Genomic DNA, 11892 nt, shown 5'->3' with positions numbered 1-11892 from the left:
AACCTGGCTCGACCACTACAACCTGGACAGAGCCCACCTCGGCATCGGAGGCCAAACCCCCATCGACCGAATCAACAACGGTCGAGGTCAGTACACCTAGCCCCAGGCTCTCCTTTCTCTCCACTTTCGAGTCGTCCCTCTGAGCGGAGCCTCCAGCGTCCGCTGACGGGGACGACTCGGAAAGTGGGGGAGGTGCCGTTGCTCCTGGGCGCTCCCACCGCCGAGTCGTCCCCGCGAGCGGACCCCATGGCGCGCGCTGACGGGGACGACTCGGAAGTAGGGCGGCACCTAGCCCGTGGGTGCCCCCTTGCGGCGGGTGGATTCTCGTGTCACCATAGGTCGGAAAGCGCTTACCGCAGGTTGTGAGGCCAGAACCACGGCGAGCCGCAACACCGTACGCAGCACACCCGGCGAGACCACCGCGGCCGCCGAGGCAAGGAGAGGGGACACCGTGTCCGAGACCACCACCCGCGAGATCGGCATCATCATGAACGGCGTCTCCGGGCGCATGGGCTACCGCCAGCACCTGGTGCGCTCGATCCTCGCGATCCGCGAGCAGGGCGGCATCGAGCTGCCCGACGGATCCCGCGTCACCGTGAAGCCGATCCTCGTCGGCCGCAGCGCGCAGAAGCTCGCCGAGCTCGCCGCGAAGCACGGCATCGAGGACTGGACGACCGACCTCGACGCCGCGCTCGCGGATCCGCAGTGGGAGATCTACGCCGACTTCCTCGTCACCAAGGCGCGCGCGACCGCGATCCGCAAGGCCATCGCCGCGGGCAAGGCGATCTACACCGAGAAGCCGACCGCCGAGTCCGTCGAGGAGGCGCTCGAGCTCGCCCGCCTCGCCCGCGCCGCGGGTGTCAAGACCGGCGTCGTGCACGACAAGCTCTACCTGCCCGGCCTGCAGAAGCTCAAGCGCCTCATCGACTCCGGCTTCTTCGGACGGATCCTCTCGGTCCGAGGCGAGTTCGGCTATTGGGTCTTCGAGGGCGACTGGCAGCCGGCGCAGCGCCCGAGCTGGAACTACCGCACCGAGGACGGCGGCGGGATCATCAGCGACATGTTCCCGCACTGGAACTACGTGATGGAGAACCTCTTCGGCGAGGTCAAGAGCGTCTACGCGCAGGCCGCCGTGCACATCGCCGACCGCTGGGACGAGAACGGCGAGCACTACACCGCCACCGCCGAGGACGCCGCCTACGGCATCTTCGAGCTCGAGGGCGGCATCGTCGCCGAGATCAACTCCAGCTGGACCGTGCGCGTGAACCGCGACGAACTGGTCGAGTTCCAGGTCGACGGGACGCACGGATCCGCGGTCGTCGGTCTGTTCGGCGCGAAGATCCAGCACCGCAACGCCACCCCGAAGCCGGTGTGGAACCCCGACCTCGCCGACGCGCACGACTACGACGCGGACTGGGCCGAGGTGCCGGTGAACGACGTGTTCCTCAACGGCTTCCGCCAGCAGTGGGAGGAGTACCTCGCGTCCTACGTGCTCGGCACCGACTACGCCTTCGACCTGCTCGCGGGTGCCAGGGGTGTGCAGCTCGCCGAGGCGGGACTGCAGTCCTCCGCCGAGGGCCGCAAGGTCGCGCTGCCCGCCCTGAGCCTGGACTGAGGCCGGCCATGACGACGATCCGCCTCCTCGCGGCCGACGGCTCGACCCGCACCGTCGAGCTCGATCCCTCCGGGGCATACGCCCGCCCGACGGCGCCGCTGCAGAGCCGCGTGGCCTACGCCGCGGCGCACGTCGTGCCGAAGGCGTACGCGGACAACACGCCGGGGCAGCCCGCCGACATCGACTGGGACGCCACGCTGGCGTTCCGCCGCAACGTGTACTCCTGGGGCCTGGGTGTGGCCGACGCGATGGACACCGCACAGCGCAACATGGGGCTCGACGCGGCGGCGACCCGTGAGCTCATCGCGCGCAGCGCGGAGGTCGCCCGGGAGGAGGACGGATCCGTCGTCGTCGGCGTCAACACCGACCACGTCGACGAGGAGCGGATCCCGCTGCAGCGGGTGATCGACGCCTACGTCGAGCAGCTGCACTTCACGGAGGAGCAGGGCGCGGGCCCCGTGCTCATGGCCTCGCGCCATCTCGCCCGCGTCGCGGAGTCGCGCACCGACTACCTGCGCGTCTACGCCGCCGTTTTGCAGCAGGCGACCACCCCGGTCGTGCTGCACTGGCTCGGCACCGCATTCGACCCGCAGCTCGAGGGGTACTTCGGATCCGCGGACTGGCGCGAGGCGTCCGCCACGCTGCTGCGGATCATCGCGGAGAACCCGGGCAAGGTCGCGGGCGTCAAGATGAGCCTGCTGAACGCCGAGTACGAGATCGCGGTGCGCGAGCAGCTTCCCGACGGCGTGCGGATGTTCACCGGCGACGACTTCAACTACGTGGGGCTGATCGGCGGCGACAGCCTGAACTCGGTTCCTGAGCGAGCGCAGCGAGACGAAGGACATTCCGACGCGCTCCTCGGCGCGTTCGCGGCGATCACCCCGGTCGCCTCGGCGGCGATCCAGGCGCTCGACGCGGGGGATCCGGCCCGCTATCTCGAAATACTCGGTCCGACCGAAGAGCTCAGCCGGCAGGTCTTCGCCGCGCCCACCTTCTACTACAAGACCGGGGTCGCGTTCCTGGCCTGGCTGAACGGGCACCAGCCCGCCTTCCAGATGGTGGGCGGCCTGCACTCGGCGCGCAGCCTGCCGCATCTCAGCCGTATCGTCGAGCTCGCGAACGCCTCGCTCGCGCTCGAGGATCCGGAGCTCGCGAGGGAGCGCTGGCACGGGATGCTGCGCCTGAACGGAGTGGACGCATGACCGCCATCGACCCGCGCCTGTCCATCAACCAGGCCACGATCAAGTACGCCGACCTCGCCACCGCGCTCAGGGTGACCGCGGAGGCGGGCGTGCAGGGCATCGGCCTGTGGCGCGAGCCCGTGAACGAGGTCGGTCTCGACGTCGCGGCGCGGATGCTCGCCGACTCCGGGCTGCGCTTCACGACGCACTGCCGCGGAGGGTTCTTCACACTCCCGGACGGCCCGGAGCGTCGCGCGGCGCTCGATGACAACCGGCGCGCGATCGACGAGACCGCCGCGCTCGCCGCCGCGGGGGCGGAGGGATCGACCGCCGTGCTCGTGCTCGTCGCGGGCGGGCTGCCCGAGGGATCCCGCGACCTGCCCGGTGCGCGGGAGCGCGTGCGCGACGCGATCGGTGAACTGTCCCTCGACGCGGCGGCCGCCGGAGTGACGCTCGCGATCGAGCCGCTGCATCCGATGTTCGGATCCGACCGCTGCGTCGTCTCCACGCTCGGGCAGGCGCTCGACATCGCGGCGGACTTCGACCCGGCCGTGGTCGGGGCCGCGGTCGACACCTTCCACATCTGGTGGGATCCGCAGGTGCTCGACCAGATCGCCCGAGCCGGCCGCGAGGGGCGGATCGCGACGTATCAGGTGTGCGACTGGAAGACGCCGCTGCCCGCCGACGTGCTGCTGAGCCGGCACTACCCCGGGGACGGCGCCATCGACTTCGCCTCGCTCACGCAGGCCGTGGTCGCGACGGGCTACGACCGCGACATCGAGGTGGAGATCTTCAACGCCGACATCTGGGCCCAGGATCCCGCCGAGGTCGTCCGCCGCACCGCGCTCGCGTTCTCGTCCGCGGTCTCCGCGCACCTCGCCTGACCCTTCCCCCGGCGCCCCGCTCCGCGGGCGCTCCCGATCCGCCCCTGCCCCCGATCCGCCCCTGCCCCCGATCAGCAAGCGCCCGCGCCCCGCGGCTGCCCCTTGACCGCGAGACTGCAACTCCGCGACGAGACTGCGCTCCACAACCGCAGTCTCGTCGCCCAGATGGAGTCTCGCGGTCAGAGAGGGCAGCGAGGGCAGTGGGGCACGGAGCGAGGCGCTCCACGTGAAAGGCTGACCGCATGGACATCCGAACCGGACTCTGCTCCGTCACGTTCCGTCAGCGGGATCCTGCCGGCATCGCGGCGCTCGCGGCCGACGCGGGGCTGCAGGTGATCGAGTGGGGCGGGGACGTGCACGTGCCCCCGGGCGATCCCGCGCGCGCGGCCGAGGTCGCCCGGATCACGGCCGACGCGGGACTCGCGGTGTGCTCGTACGGCTCGTACTTCCGCGCGCAGGCGGGGGAGGACATCGCCCCGGTCCTGGACTCGGCCGAGGCGCTCGGCGCGGACCGGATCCGCGTGTGGGCGGGGGGCATCGGATCCGCGGACGCCACCGCGGCCGAGCGCGCCGAAGTCATCGACGCGCTCGCGGGTGCGTCGGATCAGGCCGGACGCCGCGGGATCTCGCTCGCCCTGGAGTTCCACGGGCGCACCCTCGCCGATGACGCCGAGCAGACGCTGCGCGTGCTGGCCGAGGTCGCCAGCCCGCACCTGTCCACGTACTGGCAGCCCACGGTCTCGGCGCCCGACGCGGTCGCCGTGGCCGAGTACGACCGGCTTGCCGACCGGGTGTCCGCCGTCCACGTGTTCTCATGGTGGCCCGTGGCGGAGCGGCTCCCGCTCACCGCGCGCGATGGGTTGTGGACGGCGTTCGCGGCCGCGGCGTCCGCGGCATCGTCGCCCCCGCGCGACGCTCTGCTCGAGTTCGTGCCGGGCGATGATCCCGCCGCGCTCGCCACGGAGGCCGCGGCCCTCCGCGGGTACCTCGCGGCGGGAGCCTCGCGCACTAGGCTCGGGGCATGAATCCGGGAAGCCCTTCCCCGCGCGCCGCGTCCGACATTCCTCACGCGGCGACGCTGCAGGACGTCGCACGGGAGGCCGGGGTCTCGCTGGCCACGGCCTCGCGCGTGCTCAACGGTTCGGAGCGCAAGGTCGCCGGTGCCTTCCGCGAGCGTGTCGAGCGCGCCGCCGAGGCACTCGGCTACACCCCGAACGTGTCGGCGCAGGCGACCGCCCGCGGCCATTCCCCGGTCATCGCGCTGCTCGTCGCCGACATCGCCGACCCCTACTTCGGTCAGATCGCCGCGGGCGTCGCACGGGGCGCCGACGAGCACGGCCTCGTCGTGACGATCTCGATCACCGAACGCGATCCGGAGCGGGAGAACCGGATCCTGCGCGCTCTGCGCGGCCAGCGTCCGCAGGGGCTGATCCTCGCCGCATCACGGGCGGATGACGCGGAGGCCGGATCCGCATCCGCCGAACTCGAGGCGTTCGAGCGCTACGGCGGACGGGTCGTCGCGTTCGGAGACCTGCCGGGGGACGGCGATGGCGACGCCGGCGTGCGCACGATCGTGATCGACAACGCCGGCGGGGCCGAGGAACTCGGGCGTCGCATGGCAGCGCTCGGATACCGGTCCGCGATCGGCATCGGCGCCGCCGAGGGCGTCCGCACGTCGGATGACCGGCTGAACGGCTTCGCCCGGGGCTTCGCGTCAGGCGGCGGCACGATGGACCGGATCCACCGTGGCGACTTCCGACGCGAGTCGGGGGCCGAAGCCATGGCCGCGGCGCTGGAGGAGGGCGTCGAACCCGGCACTCTGGTCTTCGGGATGAGCGACGTCGTCGCGCTGGGCGCCATGTCGGCGATCCGCGCGGCCGGCCGTGCGGTCGGGGCGGACATCGCCGTGTGCGGCTTCGACGACGTCTCCGCGAGCGGCGACGTGACGCCCGCGCTCACCACGGTGCGGGTGCCCCTGAACGAGGCGGGGTACCAGGCGTTCCGCGCGATCGTCGACGACGGTTGGATCCAGGCCCCGCTCCCCGTCGAGGTCGTCGTGCGGGGGAGCACCCCGGGGCTCGCCTGACAAACCGTGCGTGGCCGCCTTCGGCTCTGGGAACCCGTGTCCCACTTTCGGCTCCGCAACCCGTGTCCCACTTTCGGCTCAAGAATCGGGTGATTCTGCGCCGGAACTGGGACATGGCAGAGCCGAAACCGGGACATGGTCCGGGGGATCACCCCCGTGGAGCATCCCGGACTACCGTGTCCCACTTTCGGCTCCGAAACCGGGTGATTCTGCGCCGAAACCGGGACATGGCATGGCCGAAACCGGGACACGGTGCGGGGGATCAGCCCCGTGGAGCATCCCGGACTATCGTGTCCCACTTTCGGCTCCGAAACCGGGTGACTCTGCGCTGAAACCGGGACATGGCATGGCCGAAACCGGGACACGGTGCGGGGGATCACCCCCGGGGAGCATCCCGGACTACCGTGTCCCACTTTCGGCTCCGAAACCGGGCGAATCCGCGCCAGAACTGGGACATGCACGCGCCAAAACCGGGACACGGCCGCGCCGAAACCGGGACAAGGCAGGCCAAAACCGGGACACCGTCGCGCCGAAACCGGGACACGGCACGAGCCCAGCCCCGGGTCAGCCCCCGAGCGCGGCGCTCACGACCGCCCTGGCCTCCTCCTGCACGCGGGCGAGGTGCTCCGGGCCGAGCAGCGACTCGGCGTAGAGCTTGTACACGTCCTCGGTGCCGGACGGGCGTGCGGCGAACCAGGCGTGCTCGGTCTGCACCTTGAGCCCGCCGATCGCCGCCCCGTTGCCCGGCGCGTGCGAGAGCTTGGTCGTGATCGGCTCGCCGGCGAGCTCGGTCGCGGTGACCGACTCCGGTGACAGCCTGCCGAGCGTCGCCTTCTGCTCGGGCGTCGCGGGCGCGTCCACGCGCTGGTACGCGGAGGCGCCGAACGCCTCCTCGAGCTCGCGATAGCGCTCCGACGGGGTCTTGCCGGTCACGGCGATGATCTCCGCGGCGAGCAGGCAGAGCAGGATCCCGTCCTTGTCCGTCGACCAGACGGATCCGTCCTTGCGCAGGAAGGACGCCCCGGCCGACTCCTCGCCGCCGAACGCGACGGATCCGTCGAGCAGCCCGGGGACGAACCACTTGAACCCGACCGGGACCTCGAGCAGGCGTCGGCCGAGCGACTCCGCGACGCGGTCGATGATCATGGACGAGACGAGCGTCTTGCCGATCGCGGCATCACGCCCCCAGCCCTCGCGGTGCGAGAACAGGTAGTCGATCGCGACCGCGAGGTAGTGGTTCGGATTCATCAGGCCCGCGTCCGGGGTCACGATGCCGTGCCGGTCGGCGTCGGCGTCGTTGCCCGTGAGCACGTCGTAGTCGCCCTTCTTCGCGACGAGCGACGCCATCGCGGAGGGGGAGGACGGATCCATCCGGATCTTCTCGTCCCAGTCCAGGGTCATGAAGCGCCAGGCCGGGTCGACCTCGGGGTTCACCACGGTGAGGTCGAGGCCGTGCATCTCGCCGATGAGCGCCCAGTACTCGACCGAGGCGCCGCCGAGCGGATCCGCCCCGATCCTGACGCCCGCGCGCTTGATCGCCTCGACGTCGATGATCGAGGGCAGATCGCGCACGTAGCCGTCGCGGAAGTCGTAGGTGCCGAGGCCGTCGGCGTCGATGTCGGCGAAACGGGTGCGCTTGACGCCCTCGAGGCCGGCCTCGATGAGCTCGTTCGCGCGGTTCGCGATCCAGCCGGTCGCGTCGGTGTCGGCGGGGCCGCCGTGCGGGGGGTTGTACTTGAAGCCGCCGTCGCGCGGCGGGTTGTGCGAGGGGGTGACGACGATGCCGTCGGCGCGGCCGGGCTCGTCCTCGGAGCGGTCGCGGTTGTAGGTGAGGATCGCGTGGCTGAGCGCCGGGGTCGGCACCCAGGCGTCCCGCGAGTCGACGAGCACGTCGACGTCGTTCGCGACCAGCACCTCGATCGCGCTGCGCTCCGCCGGGCGGCTGAGCGCATGCGTGTCGCGGCCGAGGAAGAGCGGGCCGGTGATGCCCTGCGCGGTGCGGTAGTCGACGATCGCCTGGGTCGTGGCGAGGATGTGCTGCTCGTTGAAGCTGCCGCTCAACGACGACCCGCGATGCCCGCTCGTGCCGAACACGACTCTCTCGGTGGAGATCTTCGGATCCGGGATCCGGTCGTAGTAGGCGGCGATCAGCTCGTCGACGTCGATCAGGTCGCTTTCCTCCGCGGGGAGGCCGGCTCGGCTCGTCATGCAGCTAGTCTGCCCCGGCGGACCCCGGATCGCATCATCGTTTCCGCGCGGGACAGCCGTCGCGGAGCGCTGCCCGCGTCGTTCACCGGTCGCGGCGCGACGTCTGCCGGATCCGACCACGGATGCACGACCGGATCCGGTGTCCGATCGTGCAGACGTGGCGGGATCCTGCCGCCGTCCGCGTCATCGACCAGAGCCGGGGGCGCGCCCCGGACTAGGCTGAACGCCGTGACCGATGCCGCCCCCGCCCGCCGTACCTACAGCTATCTCGGCCCCGCGGGGACGTTCACCGAGGCGGCCCTGGAGCAGGTGCCCGAGGCCCGCGGACACGAGTGGCGCCCGGTGCACAACGTGGGCGAGGCGCTCGCGGACGTGCTCGAGGGGCGCAGCGACGCCGCGATGATCGCGATCGAGAACTCGGTCGAGGGCGGGGTCACCACCACTCTCGACGCCCTCGCGACGCTCCCCGGGCTGCGGATCGTGGGCGAGTACCTGGTGAAGGTCGACTTCGTGCTGGTCGCGGCGCCCGGCACGCGGATCGAGGACGTGACGGTCGTCGCCGCGCATCCCGTCGCCTACGCCCAGTGCTACGGCTGGCTCGGCGAGCACATCCCGGCCCACCAGCACGTGCCCGCGGCGAGCAACGTCGCCTCGGCGCTCGGCATCCTGGACGGATCCCTGCCCGCGGACGCGGCGATCGCGGCACCAGGCATCGTGCAGCACCACGACCTCGAGCTGCTGGCCGACGGCATCGGCGACAACGAGAACGCCGTCACCCGGTTCGTGCTGGTCGCGCGCACCGTGGCCCCGGCCCCGCCCACCGGCGCCGACAAGACCTCGCTCATCGTCGAGCTGCCCGAGGACCACGCGGGCGCCCTGCTCGAACTGCTGGAGCAGTTCTCCACGCGCGGCATCAACCTGTCGCTGCTGCAGTCGCGGCCCATCGGCGACGCCCTCGGCCGCTACCGGTTCGTGCTCGACGCGGACGGGCACATCCAGGACGAGCGCATGGCCGACGCGCTGCTCGGGATCCGCCGGTTCAGCCCGCGCGTCGTCTACCTCGGCTCGTACCCCCGCGCCGACCGGCGCATCGTGCAGTATCCCGAGCGCTACGCGGACGACGTGTTCGTCGAGGCCCGCGACTGGCTGCGCGGCCTGATCGCGGGCGAGCCCGAGGCATAGGGCGGATCCTCGCTGCCCCTACGGTGGAGTCATGATCTCGAGTGGGCTGATGATCGCCGTGCTGGTCGTCGTCGCGATCGCCGTCGTGGTGACCGTGATCCTGGTGCGGGTGCTGCTGCGGCGGCGCGCCGGAGACGACCGCGGCATCGGGGTGACGCTGCCGTCCGGCGCCGTGCTGAACCCGTCTTCCGCGGATCCGCAGGCTGCCGACCGGCAGAGCGCTGCACCGGCCCACGCCGGTCCGATGCCGACCGTGCCCGCGCCGGATGCGTCGCCGAGCGGCGCTCGCCCGATCCCCGATGACGTGGTGCGCCTGGTCTCGGAGGGGCGCACGGCCGAAGCGGTGACGGCGCTCATGACCGCCACGGGGCGGCAGGACCCGGCATGGGCGCAGCGCGCCGTCGACTCCCTCTCGACCATGGACCTCGCCGCGTATCTCGCGGACGGCCGGGTCCCCGATGGGGCGACGTCGTCGAGCTCGTCGTCGACGACGACCTCGACCTCGATCAGCTGGTCGAGTTCGGCCAGCCGGCGTGGATCCGCGGATCCTCAGTCCCCTGGCACCACGGCATCGTCGTTCTCGGCGAAGCTTCCCGACGAGATCATCGCCCTGGTGCGGCAGGGGCGCACGGCCGAGGCCGAAGCCCGGATCCGCTCCCAGCTCGGGATCGGTGCGGACCAGGCCCGGCACGTCGTGGAGACGATCGCCAGACTTCCGCTCTGAGCGGTGCAGGGCTTCAGCTTGCGAGCAGCTCCAGCGTCTGCGTGCGACCGGGCGTGCGGGCGGGATCCTCGGCGGCGAAGGATCCGGCGACGGGCGAGATCATGATCTCGTCGACGCCGTGCTTCTCCGCGAAGGCCTCGAACTCGGCGCGGACGGTCGCGCCATCGCCGACGAACCAGTTCGCGAGCGCGGCCGCGTGGATCTGCTCCTCCTGCGCATCGGGGGTCGCGGCGAGCGCGGCCCTCGCCTGCTCCACGGTCTCGAGCGGGGTGAGCGGGCGGTTCAGCCGCAGCCGGGCCATCATCCGCAACTGCGGGATCGCGCGCTCCGACGCCTCCTCGGCGGTGGGCGCGGCGACGACGTTCGCGGTCAGGAAGGTGCGCGGCGCGGGGTGCGCCTCGGAGGGGCGGAAGCCCTCGCGGTAGAGCGAGAGGGCGCGGTCGAGGCCCTGGCCGGAGAAGTGGTTCGCGAACACGTACGGCAGGCCGAGGGAGGCCGCGAGCTGTGCCGAGTAGTCGCTGGATCCGAGCAGCCACATCTCGGGGGCACCGGTCGCGGCGGGCGTCGAGCGCACCGCGTACTCGCCGCCCGAGGTGAACTGCACGGTCGCGCCGTCGGGCTGCAGCATGAGCGCGATGTCCTGCACGTGGTCGGGGAAGCGCTCGACGTCGCCGGCGGTCCCGGCGGCGCGCAGCAGCTGGGTGATGACCGGGTCGCTCCCCGGTGCGCGGCCGATGCCGAGGTCGATCCGGCCGGGCGCGATCGCCTCGAGCGCGGCGAACTGCTCCGCGACGATCAGCGGCGCGTGGTTCGGCAGCATGACCCCGCCGGATCCGACCCGGATGCGCTGCGTGCGCGCAGCGGCCGCGGCGATCAGCACGGGCGGGGCGGTCGAGGCGACGGCCGGCATGTTGTGGTGCTCGGCGAACCAGTACCGCCGATAGCCGAGTTCGTCGGCGCGCGCGGCGAGCGCGAGCGAGGACGACACCGCCTGGGCGCTGGTCTGCCCGGTGCGCACCGGGACGAGGTCGAGGACGGAGAGCGCGAGAGAAGACATCGTTCTCGACAACGCGAGCGGATCCGGCGGCATTCCGGATCCGTCTCCCGGGCTCCGGGAGAGCACCCCGGGACCGGGAGAGCACCTCGTCTCCTCTCACGCCGGCATCGCCGGTGTTCGCTCAACGCCCGGCGGGGTCCTTGACCGCGCCCCCGTACCGGCGTAGTCCGGAGGCATGCACGGGTTCGCGGATCGCGCCGACGCGGGGCGGCGGCTCGCGGCGCTGCTGGTCGCGGATCCGCCCGCCGATGCGGTCGTCCTCGGTCTGCCGCGCGGCGGCGTCCCCGTGGCGGCCGAGGTGGCGCGGGCGCTCGGCGCGCCCCTCGACGTGCTCGTCGTGCGCAAGGTCGGGGTGCCGTGGCAGCCCGAGCTCGCGATGGGCGCCGTGGGCGAGGAGGGCGCGGCCGTGCGCAACCCCGACGTCGTGCGCGCCTCAGGGATCGACGAGCGGACCCTGCGCACGGCCGAGCGCAGGGAGCGCGCCGAGGTGGAGCGCAGGGCGGGGCTGTTCCGCGGCGGGCGCCCCCCGGAGCCGCTCGCCGGGCGCACCGCGCTCATCGTCGACGACGGGATCGCGACGGGCGCGACCGTCCGCGCGGCCTGTGCGATCGCGCGCGCCCGGGGTGCGGCGCGGGTCGTCGTCGCCGTGCCGGTGGCGCCGCCGGAAGCGCTCGAGGCGCTGCGGGCCGGGCCGGATCCGGAAGCCGACGAGGTCGTCTGCCTGGAGGCGCCGGAGGACTTCATGGCGGTCGGCATGCAGTACGTCGACTTCCGGCAGACGCCGGACGAGGAGGTCGTCCGCCTGCTCGCCGCCGCGCGCTGACCGGATCCGGACGGCCAGGCGGTGGCGGACCCGGACCCGGACCTCGTTCCCGGACCATGTCCCGCTTCTGGTCGGTTTCGGGCCCCAGAACCGACCAGAACTGGGACATGGACCGACCAGAAGTGGGACACT

General features: G+C 72.1%; 10 protein-coding genes. 8 read left to right on the top strand and 2 right to left on the bottom strand.

What is annotated here, in order from left to right; all coding sequences use genetic code 11:
* The first annotated feature begins 487 nt into the window (after positions 1 to 487).
* From ACIPY5_RS13745 to ACIPY5_RS13725, 5 genes are all read left to right on the top strand, one after another.
* Positions 488 to 1615 (top strand): Gfo/Idh/MocA family protein, encoded by a 1128-nt coding sequence (locus tag ACIPY5_RS13745; RefSeq protein WP_400971618.1) that lies wholly within the window; start codon positions 488 to 490, stop codon positions 1613 to 1615.
* Positions 1616 to 1623: 8 nt separating this feature from the next.
* Positions 1624 to 2817 carry a dihydrodipicolinate synthase family protein gene (locus ACIPY5_RS13740; protein ID WP_400971603.1) on the top strand — a complete coding sequence of 398 codons (1194 nt, stop codon included), beginning with the start codon at positions 1624 to 1626 and terminating at the stop codon, positions 2815 to 2817.
* Positions 2814 to 3680, top strand: a complete 867-nt coding sequence (locus ACIPY5_RS13735) for a sugar phosphate isomerase/epimerase family protein (protein WP_400971601.1) — start codon at positions 2814 to 2816, stop codon at positions 3678 to 3680. The genes ACIPY5_RS13740 and ACIPY5_RS13735 overlap by 4 nt, the downstream gene beginning before the upstream one ends.
* 242 nt (positions 3681 to 3922) lie before the next feature.
* Positions 3923 to 4705 carry a sugar phosphate isomerase/epimerase family protein gene (locus ACIPY5_RS13730; RefSeq protein WP_400971599.1) on the top strand — a complete coding sequence of 261 codons (783 nt, stop codon included), beginning with the start codon at positions 3923 to 3925 and terminating at the stop codon, positions 4703 to 4705.
* Positions 4702 to 5766, top strand: a complete 1065-nt coding sequence (locus tag ACIPY5_RS13725; protein ID WP_400971597.1) for a LacI family DNA-binding transcriptional regulator — start codon at positions 4702 to 4704, stop codon at positions 5764 to 5766. The genes ACIPY5_RS13730 and ACIPY5_RS13725 overlap by 4 nt, the downstream gene beginning before the upstream one ends.
* Positions 5767 to 6330: 564 nt before the next feature.
* On the opposite strand, the gene pgm is transcribed toward ACIPY5_RS13725, so the two are convergent.
* Positions 6331 to 7974: a phosphoglucomutase (alpha-D-glucose-1,6-bisphosphate-dependent) gene (gene pgm, locus ACIPY5_RS13720; RefSeq protein WP_400971595.1), complete on the bottom strand. Its 1644-nt coding sequence runs from the start codon at positions 7972 to 7974 to the stop codon at positions 6331 to 6333.
* Between the two features lie 219 nt (positions 7975 to 8193).
* On the opposite strand from pgm, the gene pheA reads away from it, so the two are divergent.
* The gene (pheA, locus tag ACIPY5_RS13715; RefSeq protein WP_396652901.1) at positions 8194 to 9156 is read left to right on the top strand and encodes a prephenate dehydratase; all 963 of its coding nucleotides are present in this window, start codon (positions 8194 to 8196) and stop codon (positions 9154 to 9156) included.
* Positions 9157 to 9187: 31 nt separating this feature from the next.
* A complete protein-coding gene (locus ACIPY5_RS13710) occupies positions 9188 to 9880 on the top strand; it encodes a hypothetical protein (RefSeq protein ID WP_400971593.1) in 693 nt (230 codons plus the stop codon).
* Between the two features lie 13 nt (positions 9881 to 9893).
* Here the strand turns inward: ACIPY5_RS13710 and ACIPY5_RS13705 are convergent, their stop codons facing one another.
* The gene (locus ACIPY5_RS13705; protein WP_400971591.1) at positions 9894 to 10937 is read right to left on the bottom strand and encodes an LLM class flavin-dependent oxidoreductase; all 1044 of its coding nucleotides are present in this window, start codon (positions 10935 to 10937) and stop codon (positions 9894 to 9896) included.
* A gap of 175 nt (positions 10938 to 11112) precedes the next feature.
* Between ACIPY5_RS13705 and ACIPY5_RS13700 the strand changes: the two genes are divergently transcribed.
* Positions 11113 to 11760, top strand: a complete 648-nt coding sequence (locus ACIPY5_RS13700; RefSeq protein WP_400971589.1) for a phosphoribosyltransferase — start codon at positions 11113 to 11115, stop codon at positions 11758 to 11760.
* Positions 11761 to 11892 lie beyond the last annotated feature (132 nt).

Source organism: Microbacterium sp. NPDC089698, assembly GCF_044749045.1.
Taxonomy (GTDB): domain Bacteria; phylum Actinomycetota; class Actinomycetes; order Actinomycetales; family Microbacteriaceae; genus Microbacterium.
Note: the sequence above shows the minus strand (reverse complement) of the source record. Positions and strands in the feature narration are given on the sequence as shown.